The organism is Brevibacillus thermoruber 423, from assembly GCF_000454065.1.
Taxonomy (GTDB): Bacteria; Bacillota; Bacilli; order Brevibacillales; family Brevibacillaceae; genus Brevibacillus; species Brevibacillus thermoruber.
Genome location: NZ_KE695650.1, coordinates 19,155 through 40,291, shown reverse-complemented (window position 1 = coordinate 40,291; position 21,137 = coordinate 19,155). Strand labels below are relative to the sequence as shown.

Here is a 21,137-nt window from a genome sequence, read left to right as displayed (position 1 = left end):
TTACCGGTTGCAGATCCTTCTAAGTTCGCTCACCAATTCCAAACTTTTTAGTACGCTGTCGACATCGAGGCCGAAGTCCAGCAGGCAAGCGCATTCATTTATGCCGATACATTTGAGACGGGTGACCATCTTTTCGCATGCTTCCAGTGTTCCAAGCAAGGATGAATGGTTGATATAACGCTCAAATGCAAAGCTGAGAATCGAATCCTCATCTTGCCTGGTAAAGCGGTCGACGTCAATTTGAATTGATCTGCCCCTCGCCATGCTGACATGAAGATCTAAATTGGTGCGAAGATAGTTGAAGATTGGCTGCTTAACCTTTTGATTGACAAATTCGAAGTCTGTGCCAATAAATGTATGAATCATCAAGGAGACCTTTCGAGAGTCTGGGTCAAAGCCGTTCTCTTCAAGGGTCTTGCGATAAACTCGAATTTTATCGCCTAGTTCTTCCGGTGTCTGATTGATGAGAGAGGTAAGAATGTTCAGACCGTTTTCACCAGCCTTAATGAAGGTTTCTATATTTCCTGACGAACTAAGCCAAATTGGGAGCTCCTTCCGCACCGGGCGCGGAAACGTCTTTATCGAGATCTCATTGCCTCCTCCCCCTTGTATATTCAAAGATTCACCAGCCCATAGCTTCTTGATCGTTTCCAAATGGCGGTACATGACTTTCTTTCGATCCGGGTAGTTTTCCGGAATCAAGGCGAAGTCGTCAGGATGCCATCCAGAAGCTAGTGCGATGCCTACTCGTCCATTGGAGAGGTTGTCAACAACTGACCAATCTTCAACCACTCGGATCGGATTGTGCAAAGGAAGGACCACGCTGCCAGCTCGTATTTCCAGATTTTTTGTGGCCATTGACAGGGCCGCGCCCAATACAGCTGGGTTCGGGTACAGACCTCCGAACGCATGAAAATGGCGTTCGGGGGTCCATACGGCAGTAAATCCTTGGGTATCGGCATACTTGGCACACTCCATCAACAGGTGGTACCGGTTGTTCGCGTCGCTGCTAGCGTCGTCTGCGAAGAAGAAAATACTAAATTCCATCGGTCTCAACGCTGCTTCCTGTTCGGTGAGAAACGCTCTGTCCCCATCGGTTCGAGCCCCTTCTTGTTTCCCTTTAATAATCTCCGTTGCACGTTTGGAATGCACAACCGGCTCAAGTTCCCTGCCTTTGATACGTTTTTCCAGCAATCGTCGCTGTTCTGGCGTCAGAGTGGACATACGGGAAGTCAAGTCATTCATCCAACCGCCCCCTCGTCCTGCAGTATGGCAGCGATTTCTTCGTCCGACAGGGCCTCCACTTGATTAAGTATCAGTTCAAAGATCAATTCCGACATCTGTTCCACAGTGGGTCGATCGAACAGTGCCTGTAGCGGCAGATCAACTTGAAACGCTTCCCGCATACGGGAGATCAACTGTGCGGCCAAGAGGGAGTGTCCACCTAGGTCGATGAAATTGTCTTTCACCCCGATCTTCTCGATGCCCAGTACCTCCTGCCAGATCGACGCTACGGTCTCCTCCACCTCATTTCGTGGCGCGACATAGGTGCTTTCTTCCAGTTGGCGGGAATAAACTCGGTTAGAACTGCTCTCCTTGTCGATAGCAATCTCGGTGTAGAAAGCATGCTTATCAATAGTCGTTGCCAGGTCTTTTGTCGATACAACCACTTGCGGCATCAAATTACGCAATGCGATCTCCATCACCTTGACGCCTTCTTCTCCCTTGATGCCATACCGATTGCGCAACTCCTTGATCTGCGCCTGAATCTCCGGCATCGACGCCATCGCTGCTTCTTGCCATGAATCAATCTGCCATGAATCCCAGTCTATCGCCATAACCGGCATACCGTGGCGGGCATGGCTCATGTGTGCGAACGCATCAAGGAACGCATTGGCCGCCGTATAGTCAACCTGGCCTAGACCGCCTGTGATCGAAAGGATCGACGAGAAGAGGATGAAGAAGTCAAGGTTCCTCATATCGAGCAGTTCGTTTAATAAGAGGGTGCCGTTTACCTTCGGAGCCAGCACCCCTTGGGCGACTTCCGGCGTTTTCAGCGCCAAAAGGCCTCCGCCCGGCACACCTGCGGCATGGAAAACACCGTTCACCTTCCCGAAGCGCTGCTCCACCTGCTCAAGGGCTCGCTTGAGGGTGACTCGGTCGGTCACGTTGGCTGTGACCACCTGCACCTCTGACCCCAGCTCTTCCAACGCAAGCACTGACTGAATCTTCTTTGTCAGGTCTTCATCAACATTTGGCTCGTTTAACAACGCATGCCATGTCTCCCGGGGCGGCAAACCGCTTCGACTGAGAAGTACTAAGTTGGCCTGAACTGTGCGTGCTAGATACTCGGCGAACAAGAGGCCGATACCTCCCAAACCGCCCGTGATCAGATAAGTACCTTTTTTACGTAATGGCAGATCCCCATCATTTCCGTCCATCGGAAACGGTTCGAAGGATTGCAGCCAACGGTTCGTTCCACGGTAAGCGACCACCCGGTCATTGATTGGAACGGTCAATTCGGTCACCAGGTTTTGAATCCATCGCTCCTCCGATCCGTCACTTATGTTGTCTGGTATTTCCATATCAAGTACACGGCACTTCAGGTTACGGATTTCCTGATGAATGACCTTGGCCGGTCCGATCAGAAGTGCTTTCTCCGGTACAAGACGCTCAGAGCCTGTGATGTCAAAGAGTGCATCAGTCAGGATGGAGATTTCGATATTATCGGAAATGCCCGCATTGCCGATTGCCTGAGCGAGGTATAGCAGGCTGTTAAACCCCAACTCCTGCCCGACTCCTAGGCTGTCTATTTCTGGAGGCACCATGAATGTCCACATGTGCACAATAGCCTCGGGAAGCTGCCCCTGCTCTGACAAATATTTGATCAGACGATAGTAGTGGTTGTAACTCTTCGGGTTCATCACATACGTGCATTCATCTATTTGCGCGAACTCCTCCCCCGGAATGACGGTCAGGACCCGGTATCCGTCCCCCGTTAAGCGCTCGGCTAGGAGTCTGGTGACGTGACGCTCGTCACCGAACAGAAGGAAGAGTTTCAAATCAGTCCTCGTTGTTACTTTTAATGGCAGTGCCCGCTTCCATACTGGACGGTAAAACCAATCTTTAATGTTGGCTTTTTTGCCTTTCTCCACCTTCACGTACTCGTTATTCGGATTGACATCAATCCAATAACGCTGGCGCTCGAATGGATACGTTGGCAAGGGAACACGGTGGCGCTTCTCGTGTCCATAGAACCCTTTCCAGGAGATAGACGTACCGGCAACCCACAAGCTACCAACTGCCTTGAACAAGTACTGGTAATCAGATACATTGGCAGTTGGCGGACGAAGGGTTGAAAGGATGATACGTCCCCGTTCGGCTGATCGTTTTGCGATCTTTGTTAGTGTCTCCCCGGGTCCTATTTCAAGCAGGACGTAATCTCCGCTTCGAAGCAGAACTTGGAGACCATCCCCAAAACGCACGGTGGTTCGGAGGTGCTTCGCATAATACAGCGGATCAATGGCCTGCTCCTCAGTAATCCATGTGCCGGTCACATTGGAAATATATGGAATGTCTGGCTTGTTCAACTGGATTTTGCCTACCTCAGAAGCGAACTCTTCTAAGATTGCATCCATCATTGAAGAGTGGAAAGCGTGCGACGTGTGAAGTCGTGAGACGTAACGGCCTTGTGCTGTAAGACGAGTGGCCAACGCTTCTACGGCTTCGGTCGATCCGGACACTACACAAAGCTGCGGTCCGTTGACAGCGGCGATATCCACCCCAGATCCTTCCAGTTCAACGGTTAGTTCCGTTTCTGAAAGACCGACCACTAACATTGAACCGGACTCCATTTTCTGCATCAAGCGACCCCGCGTCGTAATCAGGGTAAGGCCGTCCTCCAACGAGAACACGCCCGCCAAACAGGCAGCCACAAACTCGCCAACACTATGCCCGATCATGGCACTCGGCTCAATGCCCCATTCCCGGAAGAGCTTCGCCAGCGCGTACTCGGTGACAAACAGGGCCGGCTGGGCAATCACCGTCTCTGTTAGACGGTGGGTCGATTCTTGTTCCTGACCTGGGTGTGGATACAACACATCCCGTAAGTCAAAGTCTAGCAATGGTTTCAAGTATTCACTGCAATAATCCACCACCTCACGGAAGACTGGTTCCGATTCATAGAGTTCTTTTGCCATGTTTACATACTGCGAACCCTGTCCTGAAAACATGAATACGACCGGACGATTCCTCCGTTCAACCATACCATCCTGAACATGGAGGGGCTCGAGCGCCTCCAGCATCTCGGCCGTATGAACAGCATCGCGTGCCACTACGAAGCGGCGGTGCGTGAACGAACGGCGGCCGACCGCCGTAGTATACGCTACGTCAGCAAGGTTGATAACCGGGCTCGTTTTCAAGTGCCGAACTAGGTTGTCCGTAGCTTCACCGAGCGCCGAACCCGTCTTGGCCGAGAGTAATATCAACTGATACGGGCGCTTGGAAGGTTCAGATGAACGCACTGGAGCTTCCTCTACGATTACGTGAGCGTTAGTCCCCCCCATGCCAAAAGAAGAAACACCTGCTCGGCGAACCCCAGCCTTCGGTTCCCACGGAATCAGACGAGTGTTAACTTCGAACGGAGTGTTTGAGAATTGGATCTGCGGATTTGGTTTCTGGAAGTTCAGCGAGGCCGGAATCTGTTTGTGCTTTAGAGCCATCACTGTCTTGATTAAGCCAGTGACACCAGCGGCCGTGTCGAGGTGACCGATGTTTGTTTTCACAGAGCCTATTTTGATTATACCCGCAGTACGGCCGAACACTTCCTGGAGTGCCTCGATCTCGATAGGGTCGCCGAGGGCAGTTCCTGTACCGTGAGTTTCAATATAGCTAATCGACTCCTTGTCGATACCGGCGACACTTAGAGCATCGGCAATCACCTTGGCCTGACCTTCTACACTGGGGGCCGTGAAACCAACTTTTACGGAACCATCATTGTTAATGGCGGATCCTTTTATAACCGCATGAATGTAGTCCCCATCCTCCAGCGCGTGCTTTAAGCGCTTCAACACTACCAACCCCATGCCGTTGCCAAAGACCGTTCCATTGGCTTTCTCATCAAACGCACGGCAATGACCATCGGGCGAGAGAATGCTGCCTTCATCGTAAAGATAACCACCACGGTGCGGGACACGAACGGAGACGCCACCGGCTAGAGCAATGTCCGTATCGTAGTTCAGCAAACTTTGGCAGGCCATGTGAACAGCCACCAGCGACGTGGAACACGCCGTCTGTACAGTGATGCTTGATCCTTTGAGATTTAGTTTGTAGGAAATGCGGGTGGCCAGATAATCTTTGTCGTTGGCCAAAGCTAGCTGCAGGCTACTGTTCGACTCCAGAACCTGCCGGTCGCCCAGAAGATTCAGCATGTAAGTGTTGAGACCAGCTCCTACATAGACTCCAATCAGACCTTGATACGTTTCGGGATCATACCCCGCATTCTCCAAAGCCTCCCAAGCGCCTTCGAGTAAAATTCGTTGCTGCGGATCGAGTATCTCTGCTTCACGTGGGGAGAATCCGAAAAAGGATGCGTCAAATCGATCAACATCCCCCAAAAGCGCACCTGCTTTTACAAACTTAGGATTCGACAAAAGTTCCTTCGCCACCCCTGCATTCAGAAGCTCGTCGTCGGTAAAAAAGGTTATCGATTCTACACTGTTCTTGAGATTATCCCAAAACTGATCGATATTTTTTGCTCCCGGAAACCGTCCCGACATCCCAATAATCGCGATTTCCAAATCGTCCACGATGCCAACGTCGCGGTGACTCATCTTTCTTCCCCTTTCTCCCCTCTGGGTAAAAAAACCCTACATCCGCAATGAAGACACGTCTGTGGGGCGAATCTGAAAATCAAAGTAATATTTCTGTCTCTTGGAAGTGCATTGAACTATTCTCGACGCCTACCCCCACGTCCTCTGGATTCACGACGCTTCTTGGCCCTCTCTTGGGTTTCAGCATCATCAATCATGGACGAAATGTCGTATTTCATCTTTGTAATAGACTCAGCCAAGAGATGAATCGACGGATGTCTAAACAAGTGAACTAGCGGGAAGGTACTCCCGATCAGGGTCTGCAGACGACGGTGAGTCCTCACCATTGTCAAGGAATTGGCCCCAAGATCGAAAAAGTTGTCGTGGATCCCTACCCTCTCCAGACCGAGCTCTTGCTGAAGTATTACTGCGATTTGCTTCTCAAGCTCCGACTCCGGGGGGACATAGCCAACATGTTTGTTATGACCATCTAGATCGTCTGGTTCTGGAAGAGCCTTTATATCGACCTTGCCATTTGCGGTAAGCGGAAGAACTTCAAGGTACAGGAAGAAAGTTGGAATCATGTACCCTGGCAGTTTCTTCTCAAGAAAACCTCTCAGCTCCGCAGTCAGTTGATTGGTCTTCATGTCACTGAGGGTAACACCCTGCTCTTGTTCTTTAGCAGTGATCCCTCCAGCCATGCTGTGCAGGAGAACGTGGGACTCCTCCAGATCGAAAAGCTCACGGACTTGGTCAAAGTCGAACTGGCCAATCTGACAGAAGCCGATGTTATGCTGACGTGCCGTGTCTTCCATCAATTGCGTCATCAGTCCCGCTTCCAGCAGCGAGAAATCTCGCGCCAAACGTCCGTAGAGTGGCTCAATTGCCTTCATTCGACCAATGAAGTATACGGTGAAGGCCGCATCTTTCAACCATCCACGGTTGGCTGGTGCATGAACGTTCACATCGATAACCGCGTTTGCGTTCAGAAGTACCAGGGAATGATCAACCGGATCGTAGTAGTAGGTTCCCCCAGTGAGCCCCTGCACACGCCCTTCCGTGACGGACAAATAGGTCTGCACCGGATAGAGCGTACCTGCCGAAGCGTAAAGGTATTTCGGTTTGCCCTGAATTGTCGCTTGGCGTAAGCAGCCAAGAGATGCACTTAATTGTTCAAGCGTCACCGGGGCGGAGTCGAACTTGCGATGACTTACTCGGGTACGGAATCTCTCTTCATCGATCAGCCCACCGCCAAGTGAGATCCGCTTTACATCCGATGCGAACGTACGTAGGCCTAGTTGCTGCAATTTAATCTCCTCACGCTTAGCCAGATCCCGGTCAGCACCGGTCTCAAGATTTGCAACCGCTTCCTTGTTCGGAACCACATAGGCGACAAGCCTTTTCTGTCCTTGTGCGTTGTTGATCTCTTTAACGACAACGTTTCGTACCGCATCATGCTGGGACAGAGCCGCTTCAATCTCGCCCAGCTCGATTCGGTACCCTTGGATCTTGACTTGGAAGTCTTCGCGTCCCCAAAATTCGATGTTGCCATCCGGCAGGTATCGGCCAATGTCTCCCGTCTTGTACAAGCGCTCGCCCGTCACCGGGTGCCGGATGAAGCTTGCGTTTGTCTTTGCTTCGTCCTTCCAATAGCCCTTCGCCAGACCGATCCCTCCGATATACAGCTGTCCCGGCCCCCAGGTCGGACACGGCTCCAGCAGTTCGTTTAGCACATAGAAGCGCTGATTTTTCATCGGCTTTCCGTACGGAATGCTCGTCCACTCCGGATCTACTTCGCCGATCGGATAGAGAATTGACCAGATCGAAGCTTCTGTCGCCCCTCCAAGTGAGATGATTTCTACCGTGGGAATTAACTTGCGCAGGCGATCCGGCAGGGAAACCGGGATCCAGTCTCCCGAGAGCAGCACCAGGCGAAGGCCTTTCGGCAGAAGATCCGCTTGCCCATCCGCATAATCGACCAGCATCTCCATGAGCGCTGGTACGGAGTTCCAGATCGTCACCCCTTCGCGCTTCATGATCTCCGACCAATGCGACGGGTCTCGCAGCCCCTCCGGCTCCGGGAAGACGATCGTGCCGCCCGCCGCCAAGGTACCGAACAGGTCATAGACGGAGAGATCGAAGTTCAGCGCAGAGAGCGCGAACACCTTGTCCTCCGGTTTGACACCAAAGCGTTCGTTAATATCCAGAATCGTATTTACCGCCCCTCTGTGGTCGATCATGACTCCCTTTGGCTGACCGGTCGAACCGGAGGTGAAGATCACGTAGGCGAGATCATCCGGGCCTTGTACCACGTCCAACGGGGTGTCTTCATAATCCTGCAGGTCGGCATCTTCGACCGTGAAGACACGGACATGGGACGGCCACGCGATTTTATCCATCCAGCCGGTCTGTGTCAGTGCAATCTCGACTTCACCGTTTTCCAGTAGGTACAAGAGGCGTTCTTGTGGGAGATTCGGGTCAATGGGCAGGTAAGCCGCTCCCGCCTGCAGGATACCCAGTGCCGCCAGCACCTGCTCCCAGCCTTTCTCCATAACGATGGCGATCAGGCGATTCGGAACGGCTCCGGATTCTCGCAGTTTACGGGCAAGTTGATTGGTGCGTCGGAACAACTCCCCATAGGTCAGTGTCCGGTCTGAGGACACGACAGCGTGTTGGTCCGGACGCTGTGCAACCTGCTTAGCAAACAAGGTGTGCAGCTGGTTATCTGTAACAACACCTTCCGTTGCGTTGGCCAGTTTCTGCATCTCCACATCTTCTGCCGGGATCAGATCCAACGTCTGCTCTAGCCATGCCTTTTCATCCAGGGCTAGTCTATGAAGCAGTTTTTGATATGCATTGAACATTCCGTGAATATAGCCTTCCGGGAAAACGTATTCGAGAACGTCCCAACGGAAATGCAATGAGCCTTTCTCCTCGGAAACTTGGTGGTCAATCAACAGCTGCGGACTCTGAGTAATCGCTTCCACCAGATCGGCAGGGATCGGGTTATCGCCATATGCGTCCCGGGTATGCAGTGGGAGTACAGACGTGAATACGACCGGCATAAGGTTCCCGAGCGGGCTGCCATGCATGCGTGCGAGCTCCCGCATGATGTGAATTCCGCTGACATAGTTGTGATCTAGATCATCCATGAACTGCTTCTGAATTGACTTGGCCAACTCTTCGAAGTTACGCTTATCGCTGTCAACTCCCAGCAGGGTAAGCGAGGTAAAGTCCCCGACCAGATCTTTTGCTTGCGGGTGAAATGGCAGACAGTTATAAGTAGTAACATTTATCGTGAACTGTGGTTTCTTCGCCCAACGTCTTAGGACAGCCGAATAAGCTGCCAAAAGAACTCCGGAGGGGGTAACGCCAATACGGGCTGCTTGGGCTTTCAACTTCTTCCAAAGTCCTTCTTCAAGGGAGCCCTTGTAACGGACGAATTCCGGTTTGTCAATCGACTCCAATCCGCTAATCAACGGCATTTCTGGAGCGGGCGGCAGTGTCTTCAATCGCTCTGTCCAGTAACGCAGGGATTCTTTGTACTGCTCCGACTGGCGGAAGGACAGTTCACCGAGTACATAGTCACGGAATGAAACTTCCAACGGCGGAAGGTTTGCTTCCGGATTCGAATAAAATACACCTAATTCTCGGCTCAAAATACCTAAGGAGTCGGCATCGGTAATCAACAAATCGATCGACACGTGTAATACATACCTTGTTTCGTCTATCCGATTTGCTCGGATCTCAAACAGCGGCCATTGGTCGGTATGGAACACCTGGTGAGAGAGGGCCCTCCGGTCTTCCTCAATCTGATTCTGTATTTCCTCCTTATCCAGTCCGCGTAAATCTTTCACCTTGATTACGTAAGGCGGAACTGATTTGAGAATTTGCTGCTGCCCGTCCGGATGGACGATTGCCCGAAGCATATCATGACGATCGATGAGCCGTTGCACAGCCTTGTTCAGACGTTCTACATCAAGACCGTCCGATTCAAAGCGCATGTAGATATGGGCCGCAGAGTTCCCGAGCTCAAATACCTTATCACGGCCGACCAAGTATGCCTGCTGAATGTCGGTGAGAGGGAACTTCTCATATCGGTTCTCAAGGTCAGGTGATATAACCGGCATCGGATTATAAACCGCACCTTGACTGCGCAGCTCTTCAACCAGCACCGCAAGTTCTCTAACGGTTGGCGCTTCGAACAAAGCTCTTAACGGCAAATTAATCTGAAGCGAATCGCGAAGCAATGTGATCACTTGGGTCGCCAAGAGCGAATGGCCGCCTAGTTCGAAGAAGTTGTCGTTGATACCAACCCGCTCGCGCCCTAAAACGGAAGACCACGTCCCTGCAATTAGTTCTTCCACTTCGTTTCGCGGTGCCACAAATTCACTGACCAGATCCGGACGGTCTTGTGACGGTTTCGGAAGTGCACGGCGGTCGATCTTACCGTTCGCAGTCATCGGCAGTTCCTTTAATAGAACAAAAGCGGACGGGACCATGTAATCCGGGAGACGGTTTGCCAAATGTTGACGAAGGTCGCTAACCGTCAGCTCACCTGTCGAAACCACATACGCGACCAGACGCTTGTCGCCGGGCACATCTTCCCTCATAACCACTACCGATTCTCTGACTGACCCGTGCTGGCTGAGTGCTGATTGAATCTCACCCAACTCAATGCGGTATCCCCGGATCTTTACTTGATCGTCAATTCTACCGACATACTCCAGATCACCGTTCGGCAAGTAACGGGCTAAGTCGCCCGATTTATATAAGTGCTCGCTGGCATCGTGGTGGAAAGGATTCCGTACGAAACGCTTTCGTGTCAGTTCTTCCTGATTAAGATAGCCACGAGCTAATCCGGCACCGCTAACGTATATCTCACCTGGAACCCCAACCGGTACCGGATTCAGTTGGGCGTCGAGCAAGTACACCTTAAGGTCCGGAATTGGTAGGCCAATCACACTGCCGGGCGCATCCAAGTCAGCTCTGGTGAGCGGACGAAAGGTAACGTGTACAGTGGTCTCGGTGATCCCATACATATTGATGAGGTGGGGCTGCTGATCGCCGTGACGGTCAAACCATGGCGCAAGACTCGGGATATCTAGAGCTTCCCCACCGAAGATCACGTAACGAAGTGACAGGTCAGAAGACGGTTCACGTCCCTCTTCGACATTCATCAGTTGGCGGAATGCCGAAGGTGTCTGGTTGAGTACCGTGACCTTCTCCTCGACCAGCAGTTCGTAGAACGCTTCAGGAGAGCGAGCGACAAAAAGTGGAACCACCACCGCTTTGCCTCCGTAGAGTAAAGCCCCCCAGATTTCCCAAACAGAGAAGTCGAACGCGTAGGAATGGAACACCGTCCATACATCGTTCTCATTAAAATTGAACCAGTGATTTGTTGAAGAGAAGAGACGAAGAACGTTTCGATGAGTGGTCAAAACCCCTTTCGGTTGCCCGGTTGAACCGGAGGTATAGATGATGTACGCCAAATTGTCCGCATTCGCCACCGGTATCGGATTGATATCTGGCATTTTGGCGATTTCATCCGCCTGAACATCCAAGCATACCGTTTGAGCCAAATGTTCCGGCAAATTGTCGAGCATGTTACTTTTCGTTACTAAAACAGTGGGAGCACAGTCTTGTAGAATATACGCCAGACGCTCTTTTGGATTGGACGTATCAAGCGGAACGTACGCACCGCCAGCCTTCTGGATACCCAGGATACTTACGATCATGTCAAGGGATCGGTCGACACAAAGACCCACCAGGGATTCGGGCCCGACTCCGAGACCACGCAAATAGTGGGCTAGTTGGTTCGCTCGACGGTTGAGTTCCGTATAGGTAAGCGTGTTACCCTCATAGGAGACGGCCGTATTATTCGGATGTTTAGCCACCTGTTCTTCGAACATTCGGACTAGTGTCTGATTATCTTCAATTACCTCAGCCTTTGTCTCGTGATTGTTCCACTCCATCCACATCTTCCGTCGCTCGGCTTCAGTCAGCAGATCCGCTTCCTCATAGCGAGCATCCGGGTCGGTTGCCATCGCAGTAAGAACGTTGAGGTAGTACTGGCCTATCAAATTGATCTGATCCCGCTCCAACACATTGGTATCACACTTGAGCTTCAGGTGTACTCGGTTGGTGAATGGATCGAGGAAAAAATTCGAAGCTAATGGGAAACTAGTTTCTTCGTATAAGTAATTGCTCAGGACTTCTACACCCGGCAGCTCTTGCAGACCGTGGTAGACATGGTAGTGCGTGAAGTAGAACAACGTTTCAGAGAGAAGCCGGCCACCGTGGTTCCGTTTGATTTCAGCTATTGGGTAACGTCTGTAAGGGAGCATTTCACGCTCGGTTTCAAACGCCTGAAGAGCCAGTTCTTTCCATGTGCCTCCCTCCAGATTCATGCGAAAAGGTAGCGAATTAATGAATAGGCCAAGTACCCGTTCACCATCTGGACTCTCTGGACGGCCCGCTGAAACTACACAGGTCAGAAGGTCCGTCTGGTTGCTGAGCAAGTTGAGTACTCGCATGTGTGCTGCCAGCAAGACGTTCTTAAGCGGCACCGCCAATGTAACGGCTAGCTTCTTAATCCCTTCCGATATCTCGTGTGGTATTGGAACTTCCAAAACGTAAATTACCCGTTTACATGGATCCAACAGATTCCCCTCATTGACTTTCTTCCAGCGAGGTAGCTTCATCAGGCTCATGTTCTGAAGCTTCTCGTCCCAATACTGACGACACTCTTCCATTGCGAGCCGTTCCAACTCCACGAAGTCGCGGAATAAGGTTCCGAGCACATCCGCCTGCGGCTTTTCGCCCGCCACAAGCTTCAGATAGTACCGGAACATCTCCATCAGCATCGTGGCTTCGCTCCAACCATCGAGAATTGCGTGGTGGAAGCTGACGGTAAACTGGAAGGAGTCTTCTGAACGACGGTGAACATGGAAGCGCAGCAAGGGGAGCTGGCGCCAATCGAAACCGCGTCCTTTTTCCTCCTCTAGCCAATTCGCCACATAGGTCTCCTGCTCTTCGAAGGAAAGATGGGTGATGTCATCCACCATCAGATCGGTAACTCCCTTTTCATGTACGAGCTGCAGGGGCCTGGAGAAGGTAGTGAGATCATAGGAAGTACGGAGTGTTGCATGTCGGTTTACTACGAAGTCTATCGCTTCCCGCAGAAGTTCCGGATGAAACGGTGCCTTTATGTGCAACGATGTAATGTCGTGATAAATAGGCGTGTCCGGACTAAACTCCGAGTGAAAAATCATCCCCTCTTGCAGTAAGGTGAGCGGATACGCATCGATGATGCCATTCGGTATCTTGCGGCGGTCGATCTCAGTCAACATTCCGAATGGTTCCCGGTTCTTAGGTTTTGACGTTTCATATTCGATCGTTCGCAAATGGTGCATCAAGGAACGAATCGTCGGAAACCTGAACATGTCTTCCACCGAGAATTTGATTCCGCGCTCTTGGGCTCGTGCCACCACTTGGATGGAGCGGATGGAGTCGCCACCGAGCGCAAAGTAGTTATCATCGATGCCGACTTGATCTACACCTAGGACTTGTGCCCAAATGCCTGAGAGAATTTCCTCCTCTTCGGATCGGGACGCGATGAACACTTCGCCCGTATCCAATCGAATCTGATCAGGATTCGGCAAGGCTTTTTTGTCCACCTTACCATTTGAAGTTAGAGGCAGTTTTTCCAGGCTGACGAAAGCTGACGGCAACATGTAGCTTGGGAGCTGGCTACCGAGGAAGTCTCGAAGTTCCTTGACGCTCAATTTAGTCTTCCCTTTGGTGACGACGTAAGCAACCAGACGCTTTTCTCCCGGCACGTCTTCACATGCAACTACCACGCTCTCCCTCACCAGCGGATGCTTGTCAAGAAGCTTTGTGATCTCGATTGGCTCAATACGGTAGCCGCGAATCTTGACTTGATCGTCCAGGCGACCGATGTATTCGATAGTTCCGTCTGGGAGATATCTGGCCAAGTCACCAGTTTTATACAGCCTATCTCCAGCAAAGAAGGGGTTTTCGAGGAAGCGTTCCGCAGTCAACGCCGGTTGGTTAAGATAACCCCGTGCAACACCTGCACCGCCGATAAAAATCTCACCCGGTGAACCGACGGGAACCGGCTTCTTGTTCTCATCGAGGATGTAAATGCGAGCGCCTGCGATGGGACGACCGATCGGGACTGTACCTTCCAAAACCGCAGTCGATGGGATCTCATAAACAATGCAGCCAACTACCGCTTCGGTGGGGCCGTACTCGTTGTACAACACCGTTTCTGGAGCATGCTTCCGCCAGAACTCCACATCCGAAGCTAATAATGCTTCCCCTCCAATGATCATTTTGCGGAACATACCTCTTACTTCAGTTGGGTCGAGCTTCTGGCTGAGTACTTTCAAGTGTGCCGGAGTAAGCTTAATGAAGCTGAACTTTCGATGTTCGCGCAGTACTGTCACCAAACCGTCCAGTGAGTTGTCCTGCGGGACAAGTACGACTTTGTTGCCCGCGAGCAGAGGTACGAACAGCGAGGTGACCGTCAAATCGAATGCGATCGAGGAGTGCAACGGGGCCCCTTCACCCTTTTCTGCTTCATAAGCCTGAATAGCCCATTCAAGGTAGTTGGTCAAACCTCCATGGTGGATCAATGTACCTTTTGGTCGACCGGTTGATCCAGAGGTATAGATAATGTACGCGAGATCCTCGCTCGTCACTATCACATCAGGATTTTGATCGTTCTCCTTGATTAATGCTTCCACCTCATCCAAAAAGAGCATCTCCGGCGCATGATCAGAAAGTTGGTCTGCTAAGTGTTTTTGGGTAAGCAAAACCGTCGCCAGGGAATCTTCGAGCATGTACTGGATACGCTCTTTAGGATAGGAAGGATCAACCGGAACATACGCTCCTCCCGCCTTCAATACCCCGAGAATCCCAACCACCAGATCCAAAGAAGGTTCAACGCAAATAGCCACTCTAACGTCTGCTCCGACGCCCATCTTTATCAGTCGATGTGCCAGTTCATTTGCACGTATGTTCAAATCCATAAAGGTCAGCTGTTGGTCTTGGTACAAGACCGCTACCCGCTCCGGCGTTTTAAGAACTTGCTCTTCAAACTTTTTATGTACAGGCTGGCCAGTAAGGGGAGCTTCAGTCATGCTCCATTCCACCAGGATCTGATGTTTCTTGAATTCATCCAAAAGGTCGAACTCTACTGCAGGATCATCCAGCCTCATCACGGCCTGGCGAAGAAACTCATTAAAGTAAGAAGCAAGATCACGAATGTCGTCTATCCGGTACAAACTACTGTCGAAGCGGAGTTCTAGATTTAGCTCTCCCCTCCTCTGCAGGCAACTCAAACGAAGATCGAAACGGTCAATCGAGCTGTTTAGGGCGAGTATCGTGAACTCCAGATCCCCTTCGTTTTTGATCTGCACTTCAGTGTTCAAATAGTCAAATCCGAACTGAAGTCGCTCGCAGCGCTCTGATTCTTCAACTGATTGGCTCCACTCTTCAATCCAGAAGGTTCCTTGCCATTCTCGGGCATGTTCCACGCGTTGGCTGAGACGATGAAGGATCGAGCGAAACGTTTCTGTCCCCACAACACCTCCTCGAATCGGGAGATACTTCCCATAGAGTCCCAAAGCCCCTTCCAGTTCCTTAAACGCCCGGCCGTCCACACCGAAACCGATTACCAATTCTGACTGATTAGTAAGTCTGGAAAGGACCGATTGCCACCCTGCGAATAGCACCACCTCTGGTGTAACAGAAGCTTCTTCAGCCAATTCTTCCACCTTGGATACGAGTTCGGAGGAAAGTGTCCAGGAGAATGTTTCCTCACCCGCCGAAATCTCCGTGTCCGTTCGTCCTTTTGCGAAAGGAAGCGAGGCTTGCGGCAGTGGAAGGAGCCCTAGCCGATTCCAATGTTGTTTTTCCTCATCCTCCATTTCAGAGAGAATTTCATTCTGCCATTCAGCATACTGGCCGTATTGAACAATTTCCGATTCTTCTTCGCGGCCGGTCAAGCAAGCCGAATAGAGAGAGCCCAAGGTTTCAGCTAAGGTTTTTAGGGTCCACGTATCGGTATAGTACGATACTGTGGTTAGCACTAGAACCGCTTCCCGCTCTTCCAATAGGGCCAAAGTTGCTCGGAGAAGCGTATCTCCTTCCTTAAAGGAGATTGACTTTTCGATATCCAACAAGTCCTCAATTTCTTTACGTTGTTGTTCTTTCCTCAAGGCTCGAAGGTCAAGAACATTCCAGTAAAAGAGATTATCATTCCTTACCACTTGGACAGGTACCAACAGTTCCTCATAGGTCTTCAAATCGGTACGAAAGATTTCATGATCATTCACAAGCCTTACAAGGGCACTTTGTAAAGCCTCCTTGCTCAATTCGCCTACCAAACGGACGACAAGGTAGTTTGTACCTACAAAACCCATATTTTGTAGGTTCCACACACGTTTTTGCTGTGGGGACAAACGATAACCTTCTATTACTTCGTACTGCAATTACAATACCTCCTCAATAAAATTCAATATTTCATAGCACAAATTCCGCAGGAGCGAAATAAAGTGCTAACTTGATTAGTAGGAGAACTGGAAAAGTATTCGTTTAGAATTTTATTTTAAAAATTCGAACTATTCTTTCTGTTTAAACCAATTATTATAATTTTTTCATAAATTACATAAAATAGGTTTCCTAGGCACAATAAAAAAATCGTATGGACATACCTTCTCATTTTCTATGGTCAGTTACAAAGAATTGTTACCTAATCATGTATTTACTTTAGGCTGGTTTGTTCATCGGGGGGAAATTAGTACAAAGAGGCATTCATCATCGGAACGATCATTGTGCTGAAAAAATATTTTCAATGGATGCGGTCGTGATTTCTGTTCAATGCGGAGACAAAGGGGCAAATTGTTTCCAAAATTGACATTGGGTCAACACCGCTATGCTGCCACGCTAAAGCTTTGGTCTCTGGGATTTTGCAGTGAAACGGGACCAAGACTTCAACAGGTATAAAATATAAGTACATTGTAACCATTTGCAACAGATATTTATAGTTAAAATTTCTGTAGGTGGCTAGTGGTGTTTTCGACCAGAAGCTGCTTTCTATGTACACATCAGAACTAAATATTGTGGGAAATTCAAAACGACAAGAAGTAATGAGGGCAGATCTTGCTATAACTTTGAATTTCCCATCATCACCATAATTATGCAACTTTTTATAAAAATGTGTCAATAGCAAATCGTAAATCTAAGTCTATTATTAACAATCCTGAGAACGGCTGAATCCACTAACATTGAAGTTGGGGAGTTTGTGCATCTAAAAAAACAGAGGTTTGGATGAGTGGAAGCGAAGGAGAGGTAACACAGAGGGAATGGCAATCGAATTGCGGACGATATGTAGAAGATCACATGTCAATGAAAGCGTTATATGTACAGTTAAGCTTCCTGCCGAACAGTTCGCGTTCAGGTTTAGAAGACACTGGTCGCGCTGGCAATGGGTTTCGTCATGGCAACGCTTGACGTGACCCGTGACCGGGGGAATGTGGCGGTTGCCAACATGCAGGCCAACCTCGGGATCATTCTTGCCGGCTTGATGTGGGTCGTGGACAGCTGAATACTCACCTTTGCCTCTCTACTGCTCGCGAGAGGATCCCTGGCCAATCGCTACGGGGCCAAGATGGTGTACGTGGTGGGAATGACGCTGTTTGTGGCGGCGTCCCTGTGTGCGCCTCGGCGCTCTAGTGTCGATTTTCGGAGTCTCCATCTCCCCAAAAACAAATCAATTATCGTCAAACTGGTCAGTCAACCCTCGCACCGTCAGACTCGATTTCTTCGCGATTGTCGAAAATCAAGCTGTTGATCGTTTGCTTAGGAACTATTACTCGGCTATGAGTTCCGTTCGGCCAGACAGTCACTTCACATTCGTGTTGAATTCTTTACTACCGCAATCTCTGCACCATTCTCATCCCACCACCCCGCGATCCAGCGCCCGATACCGGATCGGCTTCCGCCACATGGGCGGCCTCGATCTGCTCTGCTCCGCTCCCGCCAGGTCGGCGATGGTGCGGGCCACCTTGACGATCCGGTTGTAGGCGTGGGCACTCAGGCCGAGTGTTTCAAAGGCGAGCTGCAGCAGCTTCCGCCCCTCTCTGTCCAGGCCGGCATACCGGCGCAGCTCCTCTCCGTTCATTGGGGAGCCCCAGGGCGGTGCCGGTAACGCTCGCATTGAATGGCCCTCGCCGCTTCTACTCTGCAGCGGATCTCTTCGGACGATTCCGCCTGCGGCCGCTCCTGCAGCAGCGTTACCGGCACCCGAGGAACTTCCAGATGCAGGTCGATCCTGTCAAGCAGCGGGCCGGACAATTTCGACCGATACTTTTGAATCTGCTGCGGCGTGCAGGTGCATTCGCGCTGGTCGCGGGAGCCGTAAAAGCCGCAGGGACACGCGTGAAGATAACAACCTAGAAATTTCGATTCACAAGGAAACATCTCTGTCACCTGCATTGCCAGAAGATGATACACCCGGTGGACGCATTAGACGTGCTCGCTTACCGAAAAACATGTTGCTTGTCGATCTAGCTGCTGCAACCGGTCTCAGTGTCCGATCTCTTCGTCTGGCCGAACAAAACAAGTCAACAGTAAGCCCGCCTAATCTCAGAAGGTTATCTGAAGCATTGGGAGTGTCAATCGCTTACCTTGGTTGTTTTGAGAACCTTCCGGAACAAACATTAGGCCAGCGAATTAAAAAGGCTCGTCTGTATCATGGATATAACAAAAGAGAATTTGGAGAAATTCTTGGAGTGAGCCGGCGTATGATAGTAGGATGGGAAAAAGATGAGTACCGGCCTTCCGAAAAATATATGGAGCGTCTTGATACATTCTTAGCTATTTTGCATTAACATCAAGGCCCTCCTCGGTCGAGAAGGGCCTTGATGCTTTGTTCGACGCTTCACGCTGAAAAATTGCAGGGAAAGTTATAGAGTTTCTTCCCGCAAATCCCTTCAGCAGTCCCCCATCACAATTCCCGCGTGGGTTGTTGGTCTGGTTCACCATTCTCCAACTGCCCAGGCAAGCTACTGCCTGACGATATATCCGTCAATCTTCCTGCTTCTGTTTGAAATAAAAACGCAGTAAATCAAAGGTTCGCTCCAGCGCCTGTACAAATTCATCCCGATTTTGAAACAAGAAATGAATGGTTCTGATATCGACTGGCAATATGTCTCTGTGTTCCACTAAAAAATCCTGTAAGGACTTTTTCCCTGTCTCCTCGACCAGATACGTAACGATACTTGCTTTTTTAGGAATATGCGTAAATTCAATTTGCATCCGATTACCTTGGTAAATCACCTTGCCGCCAAACAGAATACGATCATCCATGTGTATGCGTTGAAACGCGTATTCCGCCATGAATGGATCAGCCATCTCTACATAAAGGGGGTTGGCATCAAAGATCTCGATCCTGTTCTTTTTCAGCCACGAATCACCTGTTTGCTGAAACACCCGCACGATTTCCTCAAGGTGCTGGCGCAGTTCATGTTCATTCGCATACTCGAAGCTTTTTAATCCCCTCATAGCTATGTAGAACATGTTTGCCCCAGTGTTGCGAGGAGTAAAGAGTCTGGGCTCGATTGTATTCTTTTGCGTCATATCGATCATCAATCCGTAATCAAAGCCGTTTTCACGTTTGACAAAGTACAGCCGGTCACCCATTTCTGGCCGTTCTTCATAGACATACCCCATGTGACGTAACGGTTCATCCAGCGTTTCGACAATAACTTTGTCTGCCAAAAATCTCTTTGTGGCTGGTTTGATGAAGGTTACCCCTATTTCGTCAAGCTGGCGTTTGGACATCGTGGACACGTACTCATACGAAATCCAGGAAATCTTTTCAAATCCCAACGCCTGCTTGAAATGCTCAACGCTGTGCAACAGATCTTCCGCCTGAGGAGTTCTGGCGCCAAGAACGCGCTCCAGGCGTCCCAGCGCTACTTCATCAACGGCCAGTTTCTTTAAAAGGGGAACATTCGCATCGTCAATGCTACTGTGATCGCATGTTTCATAGTTGAACTCCAGCGTTCCCTTTCGCTCGCCATTTTCATACAGCTCATAGTGCCATCCGTAATCCTCTGCATGGACGAAGGAAAACGAATGGGTGTTCAGCTCAGCCGATAATTGTCGCGCCTGTTCCGATCCGTTTTCCGCTCCATCTTCCGTGACAACCGCATACCATGTTTCGTTGGCGGGAAACAGGCAAGACGGTGCTTTCCATTTACGGACTGCGCTGTTTATCTTCCTTTTGTTTACTTCCTTGACAAGAATGGCAAACGTGAATTCGCTCAAACGAATTCCCTCCTAAAAATTCCCGGCAAGAGGGGTTATTTTTAGATACAAATTTTATGAAAAGAAGTGCATTGTAGTAAAAAGTCGATCACGCTATAAATGGGTTTAATTTCTCTCGATCAAGCAATATTTGATCATCCTCTTGCCGAAGTATCTATGTAATGGATGTTTGCGACAACCTCGTTCGGCCAGGTGTGTAATAATCGTGCAACTGTGAAGTTTCTGGCGGCCGGACGTTGTCAAAGCGTCGAAGAGGCAGGGGAAGGTGTATGGTAATTTTCATTGATTCGCCGAAAGGCTGGCTTCTTCTGCAGCGTTTCGGCGCGGACATTGATCATCTTGTAGCCGATCTTTTCGTCCTGTGCCCACGATGGAACCAAGCCCCAGCGCAATTGGCCGATTCTGCGGTGCCCGCCGTCAGCAAGAATGTCCGGGATCGGCTGGCCAGGGGCGATATTGAACCGCGGCTTCAGATCAAACGGTTTGCAGCTTTTTCATTGGAATTCGAACCAGCATATCCGTCCAATCACAGCAGTTGAAAGAACGTGATCGGCAGAAGCAGCCGCATGCGACGCCCCTTCGATCAAACCGCCACGTTTCCCTCGACAGATAGGAGCAGGTGACGTCGGGCCGTTCGGTGGGCCACCGATTTGCGCCAAAACAGGTTGGATTTCATAGTCGTCTCAAAGCTACCCTTCCGTCCTATCCCGTTATATGCATCGTATTGCTTAATCGAAGTTCCAATCATGCGAAAGGGACTTGTTGTCCGCCCCGTCTTGATGCCTCCTTTCGACGCTTCCAGCAGCTTGATGTCGTCCGGGCATGATCGATCCCATTCGATATACTCTTCCTTGCCAATGCGGCCAGCACCTCCATTCCGCCGCAGCGGCTGTGCGCGCCGCGTCCGAACGACATTCCGGTACCGACTCCATCGCCCGGCCCCGGTTTCCGCTGCCCGCCGATCGT

8 protein-coding genes and 1 pseudogene are annotated in these 21,137 nt (G+C 50.4%); 2 read left to right on the top strand and 7 right to left on the bottom strand.

The genetic code is table 11. The features are described 5' to 3' along the window. The 3 genes from M516_RS0108600 to M516_RS23095 form a co-directional block, all read right to left on the bottom strand. Positions 1 to 1,245, bottom strand: coding sequence for an LLM class flavin-dependent oxidoreductase (locus M516_RS0108600; protein ID WP_202960933.1), 1,245 nt, complete (start codon positions 1,243 to 1,245; stop codon positions 1 to 3). Then, positions 1,242 to 5,831 (bottom strand): type I polyketide synthase, encoded by a 4,590-nt coding sequence (locus M516_RS0108595; protein WP_029098751.1) that lies wholly within the window; start codon positions 5,829 to 5,831, stop codon positions 1,242 to 1,244. The genes M516_RS0108600 and M516_RS0108595 overlap by 4 nt, the downstream gene beginning before the upstream one ends. 116 nt (positions 5,832 to 5,947) lie before the next feature. Further along, a complete protein-coding gene (locus M516_RS23095) occupies positions 5,948 to 16,330 on the bottom strand; it encodes a non-ribosomal peptide synthetase (protein WP_051188156.1) in 10,383 nt (3,460 codons plus the stop codon). A gap of 995 nt (positions 16,331 to 17,325) precedes the next feature. Between M516_RS23095 and M516_RS26305 the strand changes: the two are divergent. After that, positions 17,326 to 17,559 (top strand): annotated as a pseudogene (locus M516_RS26305) (MFS transporter); the annotation flags it as partial. A gap of 234 nt (positions 17,560 to 17,793) precedes the next feature. On the opposite strand, the gene M516_RS25935 reads toward M516_RS26305, so the two are convergent. Both M516_RS25935 and M516_RS25930 read right to left on the bottom strand, forming a co-directional pair. Beyond that, a complete protein-coding gene (locus M516_RS25935; protein ID WP_029098750.1) occupies positions 17,794 to 18,021 on the bottom strand; it encodes a magnesium chelatase subunit ChlI family protein in 228 nt (75 codons plus the stop codon). After that, positions 18,018 to 18,320, bottom strand: coding sequence for an ATP-binding protein (locus M516_RS25930; protein ID WP_238550947.1), 303 nt, complete (start codon positions 18,318 to 18,320; stop codon positions 18,018 to 18,020). Before M516_RS25930 ends, M516_RS25935 begins: the two co-directional genes overlap by 4 nt. Positions 18,321 to 18,334: 14 nt before the next feature. Here M516_RS25930 and M516_RS26140 point away from each other — a divergent pair, with 14 nt between their 5' ends. Next, positions 18,335 to 18,730: a helix-turn-helix transcriptional regulator gene (locus M516_RS26140; protein WP_274518670.1), complete on the top strand. Its 396-nt coding sequence runs from the start codon at positions 18,335 to 18,337 to the stop codon at positions 18,728 to 18,730. Positions 18,731 to 18,926: 196 nt separating this feature from the next. On the opposite strand, the gene M516_RS0108575 is transcribed toward M516_RS26140, so the two are convergent. Both M516_RS0108575 and M516_RS24695 read right to left on the bottom strand, forming a co-directional pair. Then, positions 18,927 to 20,171, bottom strand: coding sequence for a hypothetical protein (locus M516_RS0108575; RefSeq protein WP_029098749.1), 1,245 nt, complete (start codon positions 20,169 to 20,171; stop codon positions 18,927 to 18,929). A 239-nt stretch (positions 20,172 to 20,410) separates the two neighbouring features. After that, the gene (locus M516_RS24695; protein ID WP_420796319.1) at positions 20,411 to 20,599 is read right to left on the bottom strand and encodes an SOS response-associated peptidase family protein; all 189 of its coding nucleotides are present in this window, start codon (positions 20,597 to 20,599) and stop codon (positions 20,411 to 20,413) included. Positions 20,600 to 21,137 lie beyond the last annotated feature (538 nt).